Source organism: Streptomyces sp. HUAS TT11 (assembly GCF_051553595.1).
Lineage (GTDB): Bacteria > Actinomycetota > Actinomycetes > Streptomycetales > Streptomycetaceae > Streptomyces.
In genome coordinates this window covers 352,425-373,673 of record NZ_CP196184.1, presented here as the reverse complement: position 1 = coordinate 373,673, position 21,249 = coordinate 352,425, and the positions used below count along the sequence as shown (strand labels likewise).

The 21,249-nt window shown below is 66.8% G+C and carries 18 protein-coding genes and 1 pseudogene; 9 read left to right on the top strand and 10 right to left on the bottom strand.

Translation table 11 applies throughout. The annotated features are described in order from the left end of the window. Window positions 1-268: 268 nt before the first annotated feature. The gene (locus ACSHXN_RS01895) at window positions 269-853 is read right to left on the bottom strand and encodes a BlaI/MecI/CopY family transcriptional regulator (protein ID WP_355136511.1); all 585 of its coding nucleotides are present in this window, start codon (window positions 851-853) and stop codon (window positions 269-271) included. Between the two features lie 922 nt (window positions 854-1,775). Beyond that, the gene (locus tag ACSHXN_RS01890; protein WP_438302493.1) at window positions 1,776-2,540 is read right to left on the bottom strand and encodes an MBL fold metallo-hydrolase; all 765 of its coding nucleotides are present in this window, start codon (window positions 2,538-2,540) and stop codon (window positions 1,776-1,778) included. Window positions 2,541-3,059: 519 nt separating this feature from the next. Between ACSHXN_RS01890 and ACSHXN_RS01885 the strand changes: the two genes are divergently transcribed. After that, on the top strand, window positions 3,060-3,458 hold the full coding sequence (locus ACSHXN_RS01885) for a 6-pyruvoyl trahydropterin synthase family protein (protein WP_438302492.1): 399 nt from the start codon (window positions 3,060-3,062) through the stop codon (window positions 3,456-3,458). 144 nt (window positions 3,459-3,602) lie between these two features. Then, complete coding sequence (locus tag ACSHXN_RS01880) at window positions 3,603-4,124, top strand: sigma-70 family RNA polymerase sigma factor (RefSeq protein WP_438302491.1); 522 nt, start codon at window positions 3,603-3,605, stop codon at window positions 4,122-4,124. 106 nt (window positions 4,125-4,230) lie between these two features. On the opposite strand, the gene ACSHXN_RS01875 is transcribed toward ACSHXN_RS01880, so the two are convergent. From ACSHXN_RS01875 to ACSHXN_RS01865, 3 genes are all read right to left on the bottom strand, one after another. Next, entirely contained in the window at window positions 4,231-6,351 is a 2,121-nt protein-coding gene (locus ACSHXN_RS01875; protein ID WP_438302490.1) for an AfsR/SARP family transcriptional regulator, read from the bottom strand. A 502-nt stretch (window positions 6,352-6,853) separates the two neighbouring features. Next, complete coding sequence (locus ACSHXN_RS01870) at window positions 6,854-7,660, bottom strand: MBL fold metallo-hydrolase (RefSeq protein ID WP_356113843.1); 807 nt, start codon at window positions 7,658-7,660, stop codon at window positions 6,854-6,856. A 647-nt stretch (window positions 7,661-8,307) separates the two neighbouring features. Beyond that, entirely contained in the window at window positions 8,308-9,021 is a 714-nt protein-coding gene (locus ACSHXN_RS01865; RefSeq protein ID WP_355136499.1) for an SDR family NAD(P)-dependent oxidoreductase, read from the bottom strand. Window positions 9,022-10,292: 1,271 nt separating this feature from the next. Between ACSHXN_RS01865 and wrbA the strand changes: the two genes are divergently transcribed. From wrbA to ACSHXN_RS01850, 3 genes are all read left to right on the top strand, one after another. Continuing rightward, window positions 10,293-10,904, top strand: coding sequence for an NAD(P)H:quinone oxidoreductase type IV (gene wrbA, locus ACSHXN_RS01860; RefSeq protein WP_355136497.1), 612 nt, complete (start codon window positions 10,293-10,295; stop codon window positions 10,902-10,904). Window positions 10,905-11,080: 176 nt separating this feature from the next. Continuing rightward, complete coding sequence (locus tag ACSHXN_RS01855) at window positions 11,081-11,374, top strand: muconolactone Delta-isomerase family protein (protein WP_355136495.1); 294 nt, start codon at window positions 11,081-11,083, stop codon at window positions 11,372-11,374. Between the two features lie 35 nt (window positions 11,375-11,409). Further along, complete coding sequence (locus ACSHXN_RS01850) at window positions 11,410-11,781, top strand: YybH family protein (protein WP_383358350.1); 372 nt, start codon at window positions 11,410-11,412, stop codon at window positions 11,779-11,781. A gap of 335 nt (window positions 11,782-12,116) precedes the next feature. Here ACSHXN_RS01850 and ACSHXN_RS01845 read toward each other — a convergent pair. Then, window positions 12,117-12,472: pseudogene (locus ACSHXN_RS01845) on the bottom strand (transposase); the annotation flags it as partial. Between the two features lie 199 nt (window positions 12,473-12,671). Next, the gene (locus ACSHXN_RS01840; RefSeq protein WP_355136491.1) at window positions 12,672-13,736 is read right to left on the bottom strand and encodes an alpha/beta fold hydrolase; all 1,065 of its coding nucleotides are present in this window, start codon (window positions 13,734-13,736) and stop codon (window positions 12,672-12,674) included. A gap of 298 nt (window positions 13,737-14,034) precedes the next feature. Between ACSHXN_RS01840 and ACSHXN_RS01835 the strand changes: the two genes are divergently transcribed. The 3 genes from ACSHXN_RS01835 (at window position 14,035) to ACSHXN_RS01825 (ending at window position 17,053) form a co-directional block, all read left to right on the top strand. Next, on the top strand, window positions 14,035-15,009 hold the full coding sequence (locus ACSHXN_RS01835; protein ID WP_356113837.1) for a zinc-dependent alcohol dehydrogenase: 975 nt from the start codon (window positions 14,035-14,037) through the stop codon (window positions 15,007-15,009). 338 nt (window positions 15,010-15,347) lie between these two features. After that, a complete protein-coding gene (locus ACSHXN_RS01830; RefSeq protein ID WP_438302489.1) occupies window positions 15,348-16,211 on the top strand; it encodes a hypothetical protein in 864 nt (287 codons plus the stop codon). Further along, on the top strand, window positions 16,208-17,053 hold the full coding sequence (locus ACSHXN_RS01825) for a prephenate dehydratase (protein ID WP_355136487.1): 846 nt from the start codon (window positions 16,208-16,210) through the stop codon (window positions 17,051-17,053). The genes ACSHXN_RS01830 and ACSHXN_RS01825 overlap by 4 nt, the downstream gene beginning before the upstream one ends. 687 nt (window positions 17,054-17,740) lie before the next feature. Here ACSHXN_RS01825 and ACSHXN_RS01820 read toward each other — a convergent pair. Further along, window positions 17,741-18,676: a DMT family transporter gene (locus ACSHXN_RS01820; RefSeq protein WP_356113833.1), complete on the bottom strand. Its 936-nt coding sequence runs from the start codon at window positions 18,674-18,676 to the stop codon at window positions 17,741-17,743. Between the two features lie 80 nt (window positions 18,677-18,756). On the opposite strand from ACSHXN_RS01820, the gene ACSHXN_RS01815 reads away from it, so the two are divergent. Continuing rightward, window positions 18,757-19,662, top strand: a complete 906-nt coding sequence (locus ACSHXN_RS01815) for a LysR family transcriptional regulator (RefSeq protein WP_383359307.1) — start codon at window positions 18,757-18,759, stop codon at window positions 19,660-19,662. A gap of 58 nt (window positions 19,663-19,720) precedes the next feature. Here ACSHXN_RS01815 and ACSHXN_RS01810 read toward each other — a convergent pair whose 3' ends face one another. Both ACSHXN_RS01810 and ACSHXN_RS01805 read right to left on the bottom strand, forming a co-directional pair. Then, the gene (locus ACSHXN_RS01810; protein WP_438302488.1) at window positions 19,721-20,218 is read right to left on the bottom strand and encodes a DUF1877 family protein; all 498 of its coding nucleotides are present in this window, start codon (window positions 20,216-20,218) and stop codon (window positions 19,721-19,723) included. A 289-nt stretch (window positions 20,219-20,507) separates the two neighbouring features. Beyond that, window positions 20,508-21,125, bottom strand: a complete 618-nt coding sequence (locus tag ACSHXN_RS01805; protein ID WP_356113827.1) for a TetR/AcrR family transcriptional regulator — start codon at window positions 21,123-21,125, stop codon at window positions 20,508-20,510. Window positions 21,126-21,249 lie beyond the last annotated feature (124 nt).

Genomic DNA, 21,249 nt, shown 5'->3' with positions numbered 1-21,249 from the left:
CAGGAGACGAGAGGACGTACTTTTCCGTTGCCTTGCAGCTTGAAATGGACGCTCGGACGTAGTCGGTCCCGGAGATAAAGTGTGCGAGATGAGCAATACTGTGCAGTAAGCGACCGGTCGCCTTGTACTTGTGCAGCGAAGTAAATATGTTTACGTGGACGGGAAACGTGTCTGCACATTGCTGTGCGGGTGACTCCACTGCGACGATGTGCCCCGCACGAGCCGGCTCGCGAGGGGCACATCCATGTGGGAGACCGATCCCGTCCGGTCAGCCGGCATCCGAATCCGCGCCGGAGGCGGCAGGCTCTTCTGGCTTGAGCAGCGTGTACATCACCGACCGCTGCTGCCTGTGCCGCCGGACGCGTCCCTTGGCGACCAGTGACTCGAGAGTGTTCCGCACCACCTGGGGCGTCGGAGCCCGGTCCGGGTGCTTCTCCAGGAGTTCGTCCCTGACTTCCTTGGCCAGGCATGGTTCTTCATGGGTGCCCAGCAGGTCGATCAGGATGTCTCCGAGCAAGGGCTGACGCGACTTCCCCTTCGCGCCAGACCTTGCCGTGTCCCCGTCGGACAGCCGCTGCGGTGCCGCACCGGACGGCAGCGGGCCGGAGTCGGTCACATGCCTTTCCTGCCCGGATGCGGGTTCGCTCTGTGCCTGCTCGGGCAGCCGTGACGGATCCGACAAGCCGTCGTACCGTTCGGCGAGAGTCAGGATGTCCACCAGCAGGGCTTCCTCCTGCTTCAACATCGCGACCTTCTCGGCCAGTTCCCGCTGTCGCCGGCGATTTTCTTCCAGATCCGACGCGGCCTGCTCGACGTACCGCGACCGGAGCGTGGCGGCTGATTGGCTGGTCACAACCGTTCACTCCTTCTCATCAATGACGCTGCGCATGCTACCTAGGCATGTCCAGATATGCGCGCCCCCCTGCCAAACGGACGTCCGAACACGTCCGCAGCGAGGGTGATCGTTGGTGTGGTTGCGGGTGGGGCCAGGTGTCATGTGCGGCGCGGGCTGTTCTTCCGCTGGTCGGAAGCCCGCGAGGAGGGGAGGCGGGGAGCCCGGCGGAGGCGAAGGTGGCGGGCGAGGAAACGCGCACGTGGGATGACGGAGGGATACGACGCAGACCACCTGGGACGATCGTTAGGTGCAGGTAGGGGGCATGATGCTGAAGCGAGCCGCTGAGAGTGCTCCCAACGACAAGAGCGGCTGGAAACATTCAGGCTGCACGGTGTCGTCGGGAGCGGTCCCGTCGGTCGGCGTCGGGTCAGTCAGCGTTTGGGGAACCAGCGCTGCACCGGACCCTGCTGCTGGAACGGCCGCATGCGAGCGTCTCGGAGTACCTTTCTGCAGTCGCTCGGTGGTCGTCGGATGCCCGGGGTACATACGACATCACGTGAGACGTCGGGCATTGCAGTGCAGGTATCCAGCGTGTGGCGACGATGGGTGCCGCGTCCTCACGGTTTTGAAGGGGTTCCAGCGCTACCTCTCGACCGGTATCCCGACGCGTCTTCAAGATCGGCCTCGGACGACCCAGGCGCTGGGGATTGTGGTGTGAAACACGTATGTGCGCCGACGCAGGCCGGCGCCGGTGCCCGGCGTGCCGGCTTCGGGCCGAGGTTGATTGCGCTCGATCTGGAGCCGGCACCAATCGCGGGTTTTCGGCGGGGCCTCGGACCTCATCGAGGTCCAGGGGCTGCATGCGGAGCGACGGTTCCTCCCCCTGCGGGTCAGATGATCCCGAGACAGGCTTGGGCCGACCGGACGGAAGCCCGTGTGGCTACTTCTCCGCCCGGGTCCGGACCAGTGCGACAGCCTCCTTGGGCAGACCCCGATAGGCCGGGCCGTGGCCGGGCGCGATGACCTCCGCGTCCACGAGCTCGATTGCTTCGAGCGCGTCCAGGGCGCGGCTACGGTCGGTGTGGAACATGTCGCGCAGCAGCTGGGGCCCTGACCGGCGGGACGTGGGGTGAGCTGTCACCAGGGCATCGCCGGTGATCAGAATGCCCCGGTCCGGAAGGTGGTAGGCGCTGTGCCCCGCGGTGTGTCCGGGGGTGTGAATGGGAACGGGCGCTCCAGGCAGGTCGAGCGCGTCCATCGCCGGCAAGGCTTGCGGGGCGAGAACGGGGACGTGGGCCTTGCCCCCGACTCGAAGGGCGTGTACGGCCCAGGGGATTACTCCTGGGCGCCATGCTCGAGCGAGTACCTGCCCGGTTGACACCTGGTTGAGATGGATCCGGCGGGCGTGCGGGACCTCTTCAAGATGCATGAGCACAGGCACGTCGTAGGCGACGCGTAGGCGCTCGGCCGATCCGATGTGGTCGTTGTGGGCGTGAGTGACCAGGACAGCGACAACGGAACGTGGGGACAGCCCGACGGCGTCCAGGGATGCGAGCAAGGCGTCGTGATCGCCGGGATAGCCGGTATCGACAAGAGTGCAGGTGTCGCCGTCCTTGATGATCACCCAGTTGGTGTTGTTGCCGGAGACTTGGAAGACGTCGTAGCCGATGTGGACGACGTCATCCTCTTGAAGGACCTTCTGCATATTCTTCCGACTTTCGGTGGTGTGGAGACCAAGCGGGTGTGCGCCGCACGTATTGAGCACAGCAATGCGATGGTCTGTCACTCTTGTGCGGAGTGGCTCACCATGATCACCAAGGTTGCATCTCGGTCCTGAACATTCCTCGCGGTATGCCTTCGCCGGCGGGAAGCGGTGACCTCGTGGAGCTGGTCGCCCCTTTACCAGAGACACGAATTGGCGACTTCCGAGGTTCACCCGGTTTGCCAAGCACAGGCGGTTGTCACCACCCGCTGGGACCGTCCTCTGCCGCCCGCAGCGAGGAGTATGCTCCTTGCCTCCCGACAGGCTTGATCCTGGGGCTGTCGGACAGCGGCCGGTTTGCCACGCGGGACGACGCTCACACGTGTCTCTGCATGTCCGGCTCACCCGACCTGTGCGCGAACGGCCGGATAGCGGTCCGCGCAGGTCTTCGACCGAGCCCGTCACGGCTCACCTCACCGGTGTGCGCGGGTTCTGACAGCACAAAGCATGGAGAGAGGTCCCGTGTTCGGTATCACCGTCCGTGACCACATGATGATCGCTCACAGCTTCCAGGGAGAGGTCTTCGGCCCTGCCCAGCAGCTACATGGGGCAACGTTTCTCGTGGACGCCACGTTTCGTCGGAACGCGTTGGACAAGGACAACATCGTCGTCGACATCGGTCTGGCGAGCACGGAGCTCCGCTCGGTGATCGAAGATCTCAACTACCGAAATCTCGACGACCAGCAGGAGTTCCAAGGGGTGAACACCTCCACAGAGTTCCTGGCCGCGTTGATCGCCGACCGTCTCGTCGACCGGATCCACCGGGGCGCGCTGGGGGAGAGCGCCTTTGGCCTCACTCAGATCGCGGTGACCCTGCATGAGTCGCACATCGCCTGGGCCAGTTTCGAACGCTCTGTGTGACGGGTGACGTCAGGGTCACACAGGCACCACGTCGGCGACACAACGGCGGCAGTTTTCGGGCACCCCTGTCTGTCTACATTGCGAGCCGAGGCCGCATCCGGCCTCGGCTCGCAATGACAGAGAACCAGGACGGCTCAGACGACGATGGCTACGCCCCCCACCGCGACCACCTGTTCGGACCTGCTCGGGACCATCATGAGAGAGCACCGGGACGGGTTGGTCTCGTACGCCGAAAAAATGCTGGGCGATCGCGGGCTTGCCGAGGACATCGTGCAGGAAACGATCATTCGGGCATGGCGAAACATGGATCGCCTGCTCGGGATGGAGGGGTCGGTGAAGGGCTGGCTCTTCACCGTCACCCGTCACCTGATCGTGGACTGGGTGCGAAAGCCCCACACACGCAAGGAGGTTGTGGGAGGCACGTACATCGACCCTTCCTCGGGAACCGACCACATCGACGCGATACACCACGCCATGGTTGCCAAGCCCACGCTGCGGCGGCTGTCCCCAGAACACCGAGCGGTGCTGGTCCACCTCTACCTGTGTGACCGCACGATCAAAGAGACGGCCGACATCCTCGGCATCCCCGCAGGGACGGTGAAGTCGCGTCAGCACAATGCCCTGCGCAAGCTTCGTAGCGCGTTCCGCGCCGAGGCGGTTGCGTGAACCGACTGTGCGACACCGCCGCGCAGTGTCTTCCGCGGCACGGCGTAGCGACGGAACCGCCGTCAGCGAGCGCGGTCGTCCGGCAGCGGGCTTCGTCCCCTGTGTCTCACACGTCGGCCGGCCGCAGGGACATCTCCAGCGCGGAGGTCAGCTGCTGCTGGAACGTCTCGCTGTGAGGGTAGTGCCGCGCGTCCTGGGCCAGGGCCGGCAGGAGATACCGCTCAGCGATGATCCACTCGGCGGCCTGGGCGGGACTGCTGAACTCCTGAGGACGCACACCTGGACGCGGCGGCGGCAGGATCACCTCGCTGCGATGGGGGGCGAGCAGGGCGGTCGCGGCCTCGGCGCTGTACAAGTAGTGCTCGAACATCCTGGCGCGTGCCTGGCCCTGAACGCCGGCCGCGTCCAGCACCGAGCTCATTTCCGCAGCATAGGCGCGGAGCAGATCGTGGCACGTGTACCGCCCGGGGAGCAGCTCGACGAGCAGATGGTGATCGGCCAGTTCGGCTATGTGCTCCAGTGTTGTGCGCAGATCTGTGCCGGCCAGACTGGCGGCCGCCCTGGGGGTGATGTCGCGCGAGGGGTGGAGGCTGAGCAACCGAAACAGCGTCGCCGCGTCGGGGCTGAGCGCTTCATAACTGAGGCGGAACGCGCTGCGCGCGTCTGTGCGGGTGTCCTGGCTCGACAACGCTACGAGGGCATGCTGCAGTTGGGCTGCGAGCGAGTCGAGGGGGAACCGCGGTTGTGACGAGGCCCGAGCGCCGGCCACGGCCAATGCCAGCGGCAGTCCTCCGCACAGTTCGACGATGTCGGCAGCGGCGGCGCGTTCGGCACGGATTCGGGCCGGTCCCAGTCGACGTTCGAGAAACTGGAGGCCCTCCTGCCGAGTCATCGGGTTCAGCGTGATGATCTGGGCGTTGTGGGTGACGGTCAAACCCTCCAGCCGGCGGCGGCTGGTGATGATGGCGAGACAGCCCGGGGCGGCAGGCAGCAGCGGGCGTACCTGCTCGCAGTCCTGCGCGTCATCGAGGATGACAAGTAGCCGTCGCCCGGCCAGTGCAGTGCGGTAGGCGACGTGGAGTGCGGGGGCGTCGGCCGCCTCGTTGCGGGTGACACCGAGTGCGTCGAGCACGATGTTCATGGCCTCGCTCGGGTCGAGGGGAGGCCGCGAGGAGTGGTGTCCCTGGAGGTCCACGTATATCTGTCCGTCGGGGAAGCGGTCGGCAGCCTGGTGGGCCCAGTGCACCGCAAGGGTCGTCTTGCCGACCCCTGCCATGCCGCACAGTACGACGGCCGTTGCGGGGGAGTGGCTCCCGTCCTCCAGAGGCCGGAGTTCGCGGTACCGGTTCAGTGCCTCCTGGCGGTCGACGAAGGGCACGGGGGCGGGCGGCAGGTGAGCCGGCTGAAACGTACGGCCGGCCTCGGCATGTCGAGCGGTCGGTCTGTCGGTGTCCTGGCGGAGCCTCTGTTGCAGCAATCGTCGTCGGGCCGCGCGCAGGCCCGGACCCGGTTCGACGCCGAGTTCGTCGGCCAGGGTGCGGCGGACGATCTCGAACTGCTGCAAGGCCTCGGCCTGCCGCCCGCCGGCGGCAAGAGCGCCGATGATCCGCGAGTGCAGGGCCTCGTCGAAGGGATGACGGTCAACGGCGCTCCGCAGGGCGGCCAGTACCTCCTCCGTCAGTGCCGGTGCGGAGGCGAGAACGATGTCGGTGGCCTCTTTGACCGTCGCCACGAATTCGTGTCCCACCGAGGTGAAGACCGGGTGCCGGGCGACAGAGGTGCCGTCCGCGACGACGGGGCTGCGCCACAGACGAAGGGCCTGGATGTACTCCTGGGCCGCTCGCTCGGCATCTCCTGCTTTGACCGCGAGTTGCGCCTGGGCGCGGAGGTCGCGAAAACGCAGGAGATCGGAGGTTGAGGTGTCGACCAGAAGGCGGTATCCGTCTGCCGAGCGGGCGAGGTGCTCTGCGTTGGTTCGGCTGCGCAGTCCTGGTTCGAGCATTTTCCGCAGGGCGCCGATGTGCCGGTGCACGACGTTGACGGCGCTGGCCGGCGGCTCGTCGTCCCACAGGACGTCGAAGGCCTGGCTCACTGGGACGGGACCCGGTGCACGCAGCAGCAGAAGGGAGAGCAGGGCCAGCCTTTTAGGAGGGCCCAGGTCGAGCTCGGTATCCCCCCGCAGCACACGCACGGTGCCGAGGATCGAGTACTGCACTGCCGCGTCCATGTTGCCGCTGTCATTCCTCACGTATCACCGCGCTGTCCTCCGAGTGCACCGTCGCCGCTACGTCGCCGCTCACGAGCATGCGAACGGACCGGTCACTGTTGCCGCGCACGGTCGTGCCGCGAGGGATCGTTGTGTGCGGCGGACCACGGAGTGCCCCCCGAGCCCGTTTGTACGGTCGAGCCCGGACTCGAGGTCGAGGACCCTTTGGCCGCGAAGACGCGGACCGGGAGCCTGCGGTCCGCCGAGCCTGCCGTGGACGTCGTTGACCACGTTGCCCGGCACATCCGATGCGGGGGTGATCGGGCGTGCCCCTGCCGGCGCAGGGTTTTGGTTGATCATGGACCGGCTTCTCGAATGCACTGACAGCGAAGAGTCTGACTTGTGCTGACTGATGACAGACAGCACCATAATTGTAGTGTCAAGTAAATTGGTGAGTCAGGCTGCCGTCAAGGCGGCGTGCCAAGCGACACGCCGGCCGAAGTGCGCCCCCGGACGCGCTGTGTCACAGACGCAAGGACACCCAGGATCCATGCGGCGCGACGCGTAGGAGTGACGAGAGCCCGGCTTCGTGGAAGGCCGATTGCAGATCGCCGAGCCCCTCGGAGAAGTGCATCCAACCGTCGTAATGCGCAGGCACGACCACCTTTGCGTCCAAGACCGCGGCTGCGGCCGCTGCACGTCGGCTGTCCATGGACAAAGGCCGACCGTCGAACTTCGTCGGTACGCGAGCAGCTCCGGCATGCAGCAGGGCGGCGCTGATGCCCGGTACGCGACGGGACACTTCCGTCACCGTACGGATGGAGGCGTTGTCACCGCTGATGTAGACCGTGGGAAGCCCTTCCCCCGACAGAACGAAACCGCTGACCTCGCAATTCACGTTGCCATCAGCGTCACGTTCCCCGTCCTCAGGACCATGCACCGCCGGAACTGCGAGGACGGTGAGGTCGCCACCGCCATCCGGACGGGGCACGGAGTGGCTGGTCCACGAGGGCAGGCCGACGGCCCGCTCGCCGAGCCGCGCAGCGGAGAGGGGCCCGGCGATGACCAGCGGTGCGGACTCGGCGAACGTACGCCCTTGATCATCCAGATTGTCCGGGTGCTGGTCGTGGCTGACGAGCACCAGGTCGACGGAGCCCAGCGCACTCTCGCCGACAGCCGGCCCTGCGGTTTTGGTCAGGTAGCCGTGTGGGCCGGGGTCGTCGAAGGTCGGATCGCTGACGAGACGTAGGCCACCCATGTCGATCACAGCCGTGGGGCCGCCCAGTACGGTGACCGCGCAGTCCTGGCGGGACAGCTCCGTGCTCGTCATTGCCACCCTCACAGACGCATCATCGTTTCGGACTCCAGCACGCTAATCATGTCGACGGCTGACGGGAAATGTCTTCGGCTCGTCATCCATGCCGGTCCGGCATCGTAGCTGCTCACCGGCTGGGAGTGACCACTCCTGCTGTGCGTCGCCGACAAGATGGCCGCGATACACCGGCGAAGGGGTGTCCCTCGCTCCGGTGAGTGCGACGAGACGGAGACACGTGCACCGGGTGCGCCACTGCGAGGACCATACCCAAACCCAGTCGGTCACTGGCCTTCGGGGTCTCGATGATTTTCGTAAGTCGCTGCGCCAGAGGCCAAGTCCAGGGGCCTGTGGCAGCGCCGGGCGGTCTGATAGGCAGGTGCTGCGGTTCGCCCTCCATGGCCGTCAGTGCCCCTTGCCGTATCGATGCCTGCTGTCGCTGGACCCGACCTATGTAACATTTCAAGCCTCCGCCCGGCTTGTCGGCGTCATACGTGTGTTCAGCAACAACCGCGCCCGGCACCTTCGCCGCCGGTTGGGGCGTAATCGGCCACGCGGGCGGGAGTGACACGCGCTGTTCCCGGTCGGGGCCGAGTGCTGCGGACCGGGCACGTGCGAACGCCCGGGACACCGCACGTCGCGTTGCCCCGGGCGTAAAAGCGGAGTCAGTGTCCGGCGCTCTGGCCGCCGTCGACGTGCAGGATCTCTCCGGTGACGAAGGGAGCATTCTCCAGGTAGACCACCGCGTCCACGACGTCGCTCACCTCGCCGAGCCGGCCGACCGGGTGGAGAGCAGCGAGGTTTTCGTGGTGCTCCTTCGCATGCATCGGCGTCTTGATGGTACCCAGCGCGACGGCGTTGCTTCGGATACCGCGGGTGGCGTACTCGATGGCCAGGCCCTTGGTCGCGGACTGCAGTCCGCCCTTTGTCAGCGAGGCCAGGACGGAGGGTACCTGGGAGCTGGCGTGATCCACCAGGCTCGTGGTGATCTGCACGACGTGGCCGCCACCCTGTTCGAGCATGCGCTGCACCGCGAGCTGGGTGATGCGGAAGAAGCCGCTCAGGTTCACACCCGTCACGGCGTCGTAGTCCGCCTGGGTGTACTCGTGGAAGGGCTTGGCCACGAAGATGCCGGCATTGTTGACCAGCGCGTCGATACGGCCGAAGTGCTCGACCGCGGTGCTCGCCACGCGCTCGGCAGTGGCGGGGTCGGAGATGTCTCCCTGGACGGTGACGAGATCCGGATCCTGCGAGGGGGTGATGCTTCGCGAGGTGGCGACGACGGCGTACCCCAGCTTGCGGTAGGCGTCGACAAGGCCGGCACCGATGCCCTGAGACGCACCGGTGATGACGGCGACCTTCTTTTCGGGGGTGCTCATGATGACTCTCCAAGAGGGGCTTCAGCTCGACGTTCGCGCCGACCGGGCCTGAACGCAGACGACCGGTCGTCAAATCGCCAACATCCGTTGGCGACCGGGCTCGTGCACCGTGTGCGGCGGTCACAGCCGCCATCTCTCAAGGTATTCCGAATAGGTCCGAGAGGCTGCTCGACATACGCCGCCGGGCGGGGTCCTCACTCGCGGCGGCGCGCCGATGACCACCGCATCGGAGCACGTCCCAGGGCGGGGGCACGGCTGCGTCGACGGAGTGAGACCTGCACCGCGGACAGTCGCTGCCGTGGGAAGTCGGCGGACCACCGTCCGGAGCCGAACGCGGGCCGAGGCGGCTTGGACGAAGGAAGGCGACAAGGAGGAGGGTGAGTGCTGCGTGCCTTGGAGCACGGACGTCGAAGGCCCTCACCGGCACCAAGCGGAAGCGGGCACAGCCGACCGGCAGGTTCTATACCTGGGCGAATCAGTAAAAATGGTCAGCTGGTATTCCCCGTCAGGCAGTATGGCGAAGGTGAATGCATGACCGCGCGAGCGAAGCAGAGCGCCTGGTGCCGCCCTCGGTCGACTCCAAGAAGTCTGCCTTCCCCCTGGAAGGACTCGGTGCGTGGCGGGTCTGGTGCACGGCCTGCTGTCGGGGTCGCCGTACCGCGTGAACCGGGGGCACGCCGCAATGGGGATGCCCCATGAGGCTGTTGAGGTGCCGGGGCGACGGAGGGGAGTGCTGACCTTTGTGATGGGGTGCCATCATGTGTTTGGTCGCCTTGTGTTTGAGCCCGTGGAGATTCGAGGCACACACGTATCGGCCCGCTGAAGCGGTACACGTGGAGGGTGTGCGGCTTCTCACAGCTACCCCGATATATGCCGCATAAGATGCGAAGGGGCTAGGTTCATCCCCTGCGGTTCCGGCAACTCGCCCTGCGACCGCCTCTCCCGTGAGCGAGAAGAGCGCCATGTAGCTCTTTGGCTCGGCCGGCCGCCACCTCGCTCACACGTCTGTCTGTACCGTGTCGGCGGCTTCGGGCGTACTGCGTCGAGCAGACACACCGCGTTGGCGGGGGCCCAGGTCGCGGCGACGTGGGCAGTGGCTTCGTGTGCGGCTTCTGCGCGGTCCATCCGCAGCGGGTCTTCGACATACGCACGATGCCGTGTGTCGCGTCCATCCGTCGTGTTTGACTCCAGTCGACCGGTCATCTAGCTTAGGCGACCGGTCGTCTACTTCGACCTCTCGCAAAACCCTCCCATGGAAACGGAGGCCTGTTGTGGCCACTCCTGTCAAGCTTGCGATCATTCACTACTCGTCCACCGGAACGATCACCGAGATCGCGAAGGAGCTTCACGACGCCGGCGTCAAGGCCGGTGCCGAGGTGCGACTGCTGAAGGTCGCCGAGCTCGCTCCGCGTGCCGCGATCGAGTCCAACCCCGCGTGGGCCGCCCATCATGCAGCCATCGCGGAAATCCCGGAGGCCACTCCCGAGGATGTCGAGTGGGCCGACGCGGTCCTGTTCGGTACGCCGACCCGATTCGGCAACGTCTCCGCGCAGTTGAAGCAGTTCATCGACACTCTGGGCGGGCTCTGGGCCGAGGGCCGGCTGGTGGACAAGGTCTACAGTGGCTTCGTGTCCACTGCGACGGCGCACGCCGGACAGGAGGCGACCCTGCTCGCCCTGTACAACTCGATCCACCACTTCGGTGGCATCACGATCACTCCTGGCTTCACGGACCCGCACAAGTTCGTGGACGGCAACCCCTACGGCACTTCCCACGTGGACGGCCAGGGCGCCAACCCTGTGGACGAGGTCACGCGCAAGGCCGCGCGCATACAGGCCGAGCGAGTCGTCAGGATCGCCGGCGTGGTGAAGTCCGCCGCCTGACCGTCTCGGGCGTCCTTGCCGGACGCCCCGATGCCGGCGACCCCTCGCCGGCGAACGATGATAGGCCGATCATGTATGCCTCAGCCGGAATCGACTCACGGGGCATCAAAAGAAGCGGCATCTCGGGGACGGTGGTGAAGTCCTCGTCCCCGGACCGATCCCAAAGGGAAGAAATCATGAAGGAATTCCTGGTCGAGATCACTACCACCGTGCCGGAGGGTACCGATCAGGCAGAGGTTGACCGACGCCGGGCCGCCGAGGCCGTCCGGGCCAAGGAACTCGTCGCCCAGGGGCACTTGTTCAGGCTGTGGCGTCCCGTCGGAGAGTTGCGCAGCATCGGTGTGTGGCTCGCCGACGACGAGTCGGAGCTGCGGGAGAAGGTCCTCGGCAGTCTGCCCCTGTGGCCTTGGATGACCGCGGTGGTCACGCCCCTGCAGTCGCACCCCAACGACCCGGGCCGTACGAGCTGAGCTGTCGGCGCGATTTACGAGTGGAGGAACTGTTGGTGGAGAGCACGGAAACACAGCGAGCCGTCCTGCGGAACGTCATGGACCGATGGAAAGCCGCGGTCGATGCACACGAACCACAGCAGGTGGCGGCGTGTTTCACCGAGGACGCGGTCTTCCAGGGGCTTCGTCCCTACAGCGTCGGACGTGCCGGGGTCGCGGAGTATTACGACTCCCAGCCCCTCGGGCTCATGGCGGTCTACGAGGTGCTCGAAGTCCGGTCGCTCGCCGAGGACGTCCTGCTCGGGTACCTGAGCGTCGATTTCTCCTTTGCCGACCGGCCGACGATCCCGGTCACCCTTGGCGTCGTGCTCCGGCGCCTCGACGGGGAGTGGTACATCGCTCACTACCAAGTCGCCCGGCGCGACTGACGTTTTCGTCACCGGGAGCGGCGGCGAGGTGTGTGGTGACGCCTCGCCGCCGCGAGTCGTTTCGCCGCCGATCCGCACTCCGACTTCTTCAGCGTGGGGCGCGGATGTCATGCGGCCGCGCCACTTGAACTGCCGTGGCTCGAGGCCGATCAGGCGGTGCTGATCGCCATCACTCGCAATCCCGGTGATGACGGTGCCTTGGCGCTCGACTACCGCACCGACCACTCAAACCCACGCGTTGTCGGTAGTGTCTTCTGGACGAACCCCGGTCTGCGCCGATGGCGGGTCGTAGCACCTGCCTTCTCTGCCTTCGTCACGAGCCTGGGCCTGTAGTTTCAGCCGCCAGCCCACCGCCGTACCCAGATGAAGACGGCGGCAAGGTGAAGCGCTGCCCGGTAGGTGAGAGCGAGCTTGTCCGTCCGCATGGCCAGACCACGCCACTGCTTTTAGCCGTGCTGATGCACGGTTCAACCGCTATACGCTGCTTGCACGACTGGACATCGACAGCGGGTGGGCGGCCACCGGCACGTCCTCGCCGCACCCGGTGCCCGACTTGGTCGGACGGCTGGGGAATGACGGCACAGATCCCTCGCCCGCGTAGGTGCGCACGGATCGCACGGGACGAATACGCGCGGTCCGCCGATACGGACAGACCGACTGCGGGCGACGAAGCGCCCACCGCGAGTCCCGCGACCACCAGGTGGTCGCGGGACTCGCGCCGACTGCCGAGGCCGGACCAACGTTGTACGGACGCCTGAGCGGGGGTCGGCTGCTCGCAGCGGGATCTGGACGACGGTGACGGAAATACATATGCGTCACCCATTCAATAGGTGACGCATATGTGGCCGGTCGCTCACCCGCCGAACGGCGGGGTCCGTCCCAAGGCGATCTCAGAAGTGATCCACGTCGACGACCGCCTGGGCGAAGGCGGTGGGTGCCTCCTGCGGGAGGTTGTGGCCGATGCCGATGAGTGTGCGGTGTGCGTACCTGCCGGTGAACCGATCGCGGTACGAGGCGCCGTCGCCGGGAACGGTGAAGGGGTCGCGTTCCGGGTCCAGCGTGATCGTCGGCACGTCGATGACGGGACGGGTGGCGAGCCGCCTTTCGTAACGGTCGTAGCGGCGCTCCCCGTCGGCGAGGCCCAGTCGCCAGCGGTAGTTGTGGATCACGATGGCCGCGTAGTCGGGGTTCTCGAACGCGGCGGCCGTTCGTTCGAACGTGGCGTCGTCGAAGTGCCAGGTCGGGGAGACGGTGTCCCAGACGAGCCGGCACAGGTCGTGCCGGTCGGTCTTGTCCTCCATAGCGAGACGGCCCCGCTCGGTGGCGAAGTAGTACTGGTACCACCAGGTGTGCTCCGCGGCCGGAGGCAGGGGCTTCTTTTGCGCCTCGACGTTGGTGATGAGGTAACCGCTCACGGACACCAGTCCCTTGACGCGCTCGGGCCACAGCGCGGCGATGATGTCGGCGGTACGCGAGCCCCAGTCGAAGCCGGCGAGAAGGGCCTTGTCGATTTTGAGGGCGTCCATCAGGGCGATGATGTCCAGCGCGACCGCCGACTGCTGGGCGTTGCGGAACGTCCGGGAGGAGAGGAAGCGCGTCGTGCCGTGGCCACGGAGGAAGGGCACGATGACGCGATAGCCCTGCGCAGCGAGCAGGGGGGCGACATCGGCGTAGCTGTGGATGTCGTAGGGCCAGCCGTGCAGGCAGATGACGACGGGTCCGTGCGCGGGTCCGTCCTCGGCGTAACCGACGTCCAGCACACCGGCCTTGACCTGCTTCAGCCGGGCGAAGGAGGTGTGGGTACCCGGAGATACCGCGGGGACGGTCGGCGTCGGAGTGCCGCCGTGATGGTGGGCGGGGGAGGCCTTCGCGTTCGCCTGGAAACCGGCCAGGGAAACCGCGGCCGCGCCCGTGCCCAGGCCCATGGCCTTGTTGAAGGTGCGCCTGTTGATCATGAGGATTCCTCCGTCATCCGGATGTGAAGGCCATCTGCCGAGCGCGGGCGCTTCCGCCGGATCTTCTCCGGCATGGCTGCTGTGCGAATGCGTGATGACTGTTCCACAGCAATCGTCACCGGTCAAACTGGTGACGATGTGCTTGTTCAATCACTGTCCGACCTCATCTGGAGGACGCCGGGCAGAGTGATCGTGGAGTGCGGTAATTTCTGTTGCCGAAACACATGTCGGCAGAGACACCTTCGACATGTCTCAGGTGTGTCGAAGACTGCTTTCCCGATCGTTCAGGAGGACGACGATGGACCGCTCCGCCCGCGCGTTCTGGCTCCGCTCGCCGGGTCGAGGTGAGATACGTGACGTGCGCCTGCCGGAACCCGGAGAGGGCGAGGTGATGGTGCGTGCGCTGTGGTCCGGGGTGAGCCGTGGCACCGAGACGCTGGTGTTCCGCGGCGGTGTGCCGCGCAGCCAGCACCAGGCCATGCGTGCCCCTTTCCAGGAGGGCGAGTTTCCGGGTCCGGTCAAGTACGGCTATCTCAGCGTCGGGGTCGTGGAGGAAGGTCCCGCTGAGCTTGCCGGCCGTACGGTGTTCTGCCTGTACCCGCATCAGAGTCGCTACGTTGTCCCGGCGAGCAGCGTGACCCCGGTACCCGTCGGCGTGCCGGGGTCACGAGCGGTCCTCGCGGGAACGGTGGAGACCGCCGTGAACGCGCTGTGGGACGCCGCTCCGCTCATCGGCGACCGGATTGCCGTGGTCGGCGGCGGGATGGTCGGCTGCTCCGTGGCAGCCCTGCTGGCCCGCTTCCCCGGAGTGCGGCTGCAACTGGTCGACAGCGATCCCGCGCGGGCCGAGATCGCCGCGGCACTTGGCGCCGACTTCGCCTCCCCCGGCGACGCACTGGGTGACTGCGACCTGGTGGTGCACGCCAGCGCCACCGAGCAGGGCCTTGCTCGCGCCTTGGAACTGCTGCGGCCCGAGGGCACAGTCGTGGACTTGAGCTGGTACGGCGACCGACGCGTCATGCTGCCGCTCGGGGAGGCTTTCCACTCGCGCCGGCTGTCCATCCGAAGCAGCCAGGTAGGCACCGTCTCTCCGGCCCGCGCCAGCCGTACGTACGCGGACCGGCTCGTCCTCGCCCTCGACCTGCTCGCCGATCCGGCCCTGGGCGCCCTGATCACCGGCGAGAGTGGCTTCGAGGAACTGCCCGAGGTGATGCCGCGCCTCGCCTCGGGGGAGCTACCGGCCCTGTGCCACCGCATCCGGTACTCCGACTGACCGGTGTGCGTCCAGGTCTGCGCCATTGCGGCGGACGGGTCGGGAACGGCCTGTGGCCGCCCCGCATGATCGTTCATCCGTGGCGCACACATAATGCAAGTGGTTTAGACCATATGCTGGTGGGGTGGCCTGGGCGCCGCCCGCACGAAGCACTCGCGCGGGGTGTCACGGTCGCTGCGGCGGCAGTCGCCCCGCCGAAAGACATGCCCAAGAGCTGGACGATGGCCTGCGACGCGGGAACGGGTTGTGAAACGGTGAGCGAGCTGACCAGAGATACGACGACGGCCACACAGGATGGCCTTTCGTGCACGGTCGGACCGGGATCGGGTCTGCCACGCGTGCTCGAATGCTTCGAACTCGCCGGCCACGAGGACCCCGCAGTGGCCTGGAGCACCTTCACCGGCACATGGAACTGGGCCGCGCCCCTCGGCCCCTCTCTTTCCGCTGACGATGCCGGCGTCGGTTCCGTTGTCCGACGTGTGCCCGGAGGCTTCTCGCTGTCCGGACGGTGGCACCGGCCCCCGGGAGCACGCCCCGAGTGGCTGGTGGTGTCCGTCGTCCCCGATCGGCAGCGCGGAGCGGCGGGCACGTCGAAGCGCGAACCGGACCTGTTCGTGGTCGCGGCGAAGGCGCTCCGCGTGACGGACGGGACGCCTGTATCCACATCCGCGTTCGAGCTGACCGACTTCTACATTCCGGCCGGGCTCGCCACCCATACGACGGGAACGGGCCTGGAGCCCAGCGACGGGGGCTTTTTCCGCACAGCCGTCACAGCCATGGCGCTCGGTGCGGCCCGTCGCCTCACCGAAGCCCTTGCCGCGCTCGATCCGTCCTGCGAGCCCGCCGTCATCCCGGCGGGCCGAGCCCCGGCCGCCTCGGCGGCCGAACTGGACGCCGTACTGCACGACGAGCGCTCGGCCCTGGCCGCGGCACTGCACGGGATACCGGAGGCGGAAGGAGTCAACGCCCGGCCGTTCACGGAGACACCCGCAGCAGTACATCTCGAGCGGGCCGGTCAGGTGGCCCGCCATGTGGTAGCGGCCACATACGAACAGGCGCTCCCGCTGCCCGCCCGCCACGACGGGCACCCCTTGGTTCGCCTGGTAGAGGACACCTCGCCCATACTGCAGTGCATGCGGTTCGCTGTGGAACTCATGCCACGCCACAGCGACATCCCCACGCGGAAGGCTCAAACACGGTGACGACCGTTGCTTATCAGGGTGAACCCGGCTCGAACTCCTCGACCGTCGCGCGAACGTTGTTTCCCGCGTGCCGAGAGCTGCCGTTCACCAGTTTCGAACAGGCTCTCGAGGCAGTCACCCTGGACGCCGCCGACGTCGCGGTCATCCCGGTGGACAATTCCGCGGCCGGACGCGTCGCGGACGTGCACCACCTGCTGCCGGAGTCGAGGCTCTTCATCATCGCCGAGTACTTCCTGGCCATCCGTTTCGACCTGATGGGGGTGGCCGGCACATCGCTCGACCAGATCGAGGTCGTACGCAGCCACGTGCACGCGCTGGGACAGTGCCGCAAGGTGCTGCGCGAGGGCGGCTGGCGCACCCTCGTCAGCGACGACACGGCAGGGGCGGCCCGCGAGGTGGCGGAGCTTGGTGATCCCCGGCACGCGGCGCTTGCTCCACCCGCCGCTGCGGGCCTGTTCGGTCTGGACGTGCTGCGGTCCGGGGTCGAGGACGACCCCGACAACACCACGCGATTCGTCGTGCTCTCCCGGGAAGCCGCACCGGCACCGGCCGCGGCCGAGCCGACCATGACGAGCCTCTTCTTCAATGTGCGCAACATCCCCAGTGCGCTGTACAAGGCGCTCGGCGGATTCGCCAGCAATGCCGTCAACCTCACCAAGATCGAGAGTTACCAGATGGGCGCCGGACTGAACGCCAGCCGGTTCTACGCCGAGATCGAGGGGCACCCCGACGACCCCCGAGTCGAACTCGCCCTGCAGGAACTGCGCTTCTTCTCGTCCGAAGTGCGCATTCTCGGTGTGTATCCCGCGCACGCCCGCCGGCTGAGCGGACGACAGGGCTGACCGTTCGTGGTCCGCTCACGATGCCGTCCCTGGCGTCGCGGAATACGCTGTGATCACTCCTGGTTCCACCTTCACACCGACCTCGCGCCGAGCCGATTGCGCTGCCCCCGCAGCGCACCTGGACGTCGACGCACTGACGGGAGAAGCCGTGAAGCGATCGCAAAGCGCCGATGCCCCTGCTCGCCTGCGCCGAGTCCGCATCCCCGGAACGGTCCGGAACTGCGCCTCCCGGGTTGCGCAGTCTCCACGGCAGACGGAAGCGGACGACCCCGCTGACGGACGGGTGTCGGCGGCACACAATCCCAGCCCGGGCACGGGGTTTGTGTGACATTCGGCGCGATCCTCTGCGCCCCGCTGAGCCACTGGCCTCGTGGCTCTGCGGTGAACTTCCTCCTCGAGGGGCTCTGCCGTCCTGTGACGTAGCTTCGGGATACTCCGAGCCGTGTCACTTCGTCCGGCTGATCAGCGGTCGGGCCGCAGGTGAGGACGCTCGGGTGGGCACCAGCGGTCGTACGTGACCTGCGCGGGTTTCGCGGTCCGGTCCGGCGGTACAGCCGGAACGGCTCGAGATCGCCGTGCGGTCCGGTTTTGTGCCCTCGCGGGCCTCGGGGGCGCCGGCTGGTGTGGTGCCGTCCGGTTCGTGATGGACGAGCCGATGAGGCGGCTGGGTGGTATCGCGCAGGGTGATCAGACGCTGGTAGGTGCCATCGCCGCGCACTCCTTGTCCTCTTTAGAGGTCCTCGCCGTGGCGCTGCGGTGGGTGCGTTCGATGGCCTGGCCCCAGTAGGTTCCGGCGATCATGAGCATGGCGCCCAGGGCAGCCCAGGGCGTGAGCCGTTCGCCGCCGAGGCTGATCCCGAAGGCGACGGCCCAGATCGGTTCGGTGCCCAGCAGAAGGCTGGCGCGACTGGCGGACGTGCGTTGCACGGCCCAGGTCTGGGCAAGGAACGCGAATACGCTGCAGAACAGCGCCAGATAGATCAGTTGGGCCCAGGTGGCGGTACTGCTGTGGGCCAGGTCGGGCAGCCGACTGATGGCGGGTGCCAAGAACAACGCCGAACCGACCAAGGTTTGGACGGTCGTCAGGTGGAGCGGGTCCACTGATCGGCCGGCGGTGAATCGCCCGACGAGCGCAACATGCCCGGCTCGGACGACCGCGGCGGCGAGAACCAGCACATCTCCCAGCCGTGGTGTGTGCAGCCCGGTGCTGGAGGTGAGCAGCCCGACGGCCACGACACAGAGGCCGGCGGCAATGAAGAACGTCCAAGGCAGCCTGCGGCTACCGGTGCGGTCCAGCAGCGGCGTCAGCACAATCGTCAGGCTGATGATCAATCCGGCGTTCGCGGCGCTGGTATGGGCCACCCCATAGGTTTCCAGTACGAGGACGGCCGCCTGTGTGACGCCCAGCAGCGACCCCGAGCGGGCCTCTTCGCGGGTCAAGCGGCGCGTTCGGCGGCGGGAGGCGACCAGCGCCCCACACGCGAGCGCCGAGATCGCGTACCGGACGAACAGCACCGCCAGGACCGGGAGCGCGGCCGTGGCTGTCTTGGCCGAGAGGTAACTGGATCCCCAGACCAGCGCGACCAGAAGAAGTACCGCATCAGTACGGCGGGCAACATGCATGCCCCCACGCTGCACCACTCAGATGTTGAAGGCTATGACCAACTTCTACATCTACGTTGTAGTAGCTCTACACTGTCGGAATGGATGAACGGCAGCTGCGGATCCTGCGAGAGCTGGGAGATCTGGGCAGCGTCAGCGCGGTCGCCGAGGCTCTGCACGTGACGCCTTCCGCGATTTCGCAGCAGCTGCGGCTCTTGCAGCGCTCGGTCCCCGTCCCGCTCACCGAACGTGCCGGACGGCGGGTGGTATTGACGGACGCGGGGCAGGCCCTGGCCGCAGCGGCCATCGAGGTGGAGAGTGCACTGGCCCGCGCGCGTCACACCATCACCGACTTCGCACAGCAACCCGATGGACATGTATCGGTCGCTGCGTTCCATAGCGCAGCTTCCGCGTTTTTTCCGCTTCTGCTGCGCAGCCTGACCGGTCAGGACCGCCCACGCCTGAGCCTTGCAGACGAAGACGTCGCCCAGGACCGCTTCCCCGCACTTACTCGCGACTACGATCTCGTGCTCGCCAGCCGTCTGGACCACGGTCCGCCCTGGCCGCGCACCGTAGCCTCGACCACGCTCCTGCACGAGCCCCTCGATATTGCGTTGCCGGCCGATCACCCACTGGCCGCGAGACCGCTGCTTACGCCAAGTGATGTGGCAGACCAGCCGTGGATCACCGTTCACGACGGCTTCCCGCTGATGGCCACCATCGAGGCCATCGCCGGTGTCGCCCATCGCCGGCTCGAGATCGTCCACCGCATCAACGAATTCGCAGTGGTCGCCGAGGCCGTCGCCGCCGGCGGCGGGCTGGCGCTGATGCCGCGCTGGACCGCTCGTGCGCACCCCGACGTAGTCCTCAGGCCGCTGAGCGGAGTGCACGCCCGACGCCATGTCGACGTTCTGCACCGACCCGAGCGCACCGCCCGAATCGCCGTCCGAACGGTCCTTGCCGAGTTGCACCGCGCCGCCGCGACGATCCAGGGGCGAGACACCTGATACGACATTGCTCGTCGCCGCCATCAACGAATGGCTGTGCCCGGCACGCGACCACGTCTCAAGCCCATACCACCCTGACCACGGCGTGGCCTGCTGTAGCCGCCCGCCCGTAGAACCCTTGGAGGCGCCTGTGATGGTCAAGGAACTCCTGCCTGACCTGTGCCTCGTCCCAGCCGATCCAGACGAGCTTGGCACCGGCGACGTTCCACAGTTCGTCGAAAGAGACCTTCGCGAGGAAGTCTGCGGCCTGCGACACCTCAGGCGGTTCCAGAATCCCCATCGGGGGGTTGGAGGGGTCGGCGTTGGCGCTGTGTGCTGCTGGACGCCCGCCGTAAATCGGCAGCTCCCAAGAGTCGTTGGCATCCGCATCGAGGACATCGGCAGCGGCATAGAGGTCATTGACGGAGTCCCAGATCTTGTCGATCGACTCGGCGATGCCCGCTGCGTACTCGTCGGGATGGTTCTCCCAAGCCTCCCACATGAACGCTGCAAGCCAAGTGTGGTCGTCCCGGATCTCGGATTCCGCGACGGCCCGCATGTGCATGTGGATGCTCACGGCGACGAGTCCTCCCAGTTCGGCGGCCCGCCTGTCGGGCCGAACGGAGAAAACCTACTCGACGGCACTGACGGCGCGATGCCCGTCTCTTGACGCCGGGATGCCCGGCTCTGCCAGGACGCCCTCCGACACCCGAGCGCCGCGGCCCCGCAGCCGGCCCTCGCTCTCACTCACGCACACCGATGGTGCGAGCCCGCGAAGGAGGACTGAATGCCGTCTGCCCCTGCTGCCTTGGCTGGGTGTGAGGCTGTGCGAGAACCGTTGTCCGCTGCTCCACGTGGTGGTCGTGTCACGCGCGGACCCGGACCTGGCCATCCTGAACCCCCAGCAGGGCGAGGCAGCTCGGCCACAGCGTGCGGAGTTGGGAAGGGCTGTTGTGCAGCTTGGCGAAAAGCACCTGCCCCTCGAGCTGCGCGACCATGGACCTGGCGACGCCGAGGGTGTCGGCCACGGTTACCTCGCCACGCCGCTGAGCCTCGGTGATGACCGCGCCGACCATCTCCACCTGCGCCTCGAAGATGTCCTGTAGACGCCGGCGTACGGCGTCGACCTGATTGCTCATCTCCAGAGAGAGGTTCCCGAACATGCACCCCAGGACCGATCCGCAGTCCTCCTGACCGGCTTGCTGGCGCGCCTGCGTGGCCTCGAACAATCGGCGCAGCCGCTGCAACGGTGCGGAGTCGCTGTGCAGGATGCTCTCCCACTCGCGCAACTCGGCGGCCCAGTGCTCGTCAATCACGGCGAGTGCCAGGGATTCCTTGGACTCGAAGAAGTAGTAAAAACTGCCCTTGGGCACACCTGCCGTCTTGCAGATCTCGGCGACGCCCAGAGCCGAATAACCGCGCTGCTCCATCAGTGACTGAGCGGCGCTCAGGATCTTGCTCTTGGCATCACTCGTCCGTCCCATTCCCAAAGTATACGACCGATCGACTACTATGCGCATACTCGGCCGGGCGTTTGACGGTCCCCGGCCGGTGGTCACCTCGGTCGGATCCTGGACGGCAGGAGGCGATTGCGCCTGCTTCAGGCCT

Bases quoted from the DNA above. Each gene is read 5' to 3' on its own strand.
- ACSHXN_RS01865 (WP_355136499.1), bottom strand. From the start codon at position 9,021: ATGAGCACCCCCGAAAAGAAGGTCGCCGTCATCACCGGTGCGTCTCAG.
- ACSHXN_RS01805 (WP_356113827.1), bottom strand. From the start codon at position 21,125: ATGGGACGGACGAGTGATGCCAAGAGCAAGATCCTGAGCGCCGCTCAG.
- ACSHXN_RS01880 (WP_438302491.1), top strand. From the start codon at position 3,603: ATGGCTACGCCCCCCACCGCGACCACCTGTTCGGACCTGCTCGGGACC.
- ACSHXN_RS01840 (WP_355136491.1), bottom strand. From the start codon at position 13,736: ATGATCAACAGGCGCACCTTCAACAAGGCCATGGGCCTGGGCACGGGC.
- ACSHXN_RS01890 (WP_438302493.1), bottom strand. From the start codon at position 2,540: ATGCAGAAGGTCCTTCAAGAGGATGACGTCGTCCACATCGGCTACGAC.
- ACSHXN_RS01855 (WP_355136495.1), top strand. From the start codon at position 11,081: ATGAAGGAATTCCTGGTCGAGATCACTACCACCGTGCCGGAGGGTACC.
- ACSHXN_RS01875 (WP_438302490.1), bottom strand. From the start codon at position 6,351: ATGGACGCGGCAGTGCAGTACTCGATCCTCGGCACCGTGCGTGTGCTG.
- ACSHXN_RS01820 (WP_356113833.1), bottom strand. From the start codon at position 18,676: ATGCATGTTGCCCGCCGTACTGATGCGGTACTTCTTCTGGTCGCGCTG.
- ACSHXN_RS01815 (WP_383359307.1), top strand. From the start codon at position 18,757: ATGGATGAACGGCAGCTGCGGATCCTGCGAGAGCTGGGAGATCTGGGC.
- ACSHXN_RS01870 (WP_356113843.1), bottom strand. From the start codon at position 7,660: ATGACGAGCACGGAGCTGTCCCGCCAGGACTGCGCGGTCACCGTACTG.
- ACSHXN_RS01835 (WP_356113837.1), top strand. From the start codon at position 14,035: ATGGACCGCTCCGCCCGCGCGTTCTGGCTCCGCTCGCCGGGTCGAGGT.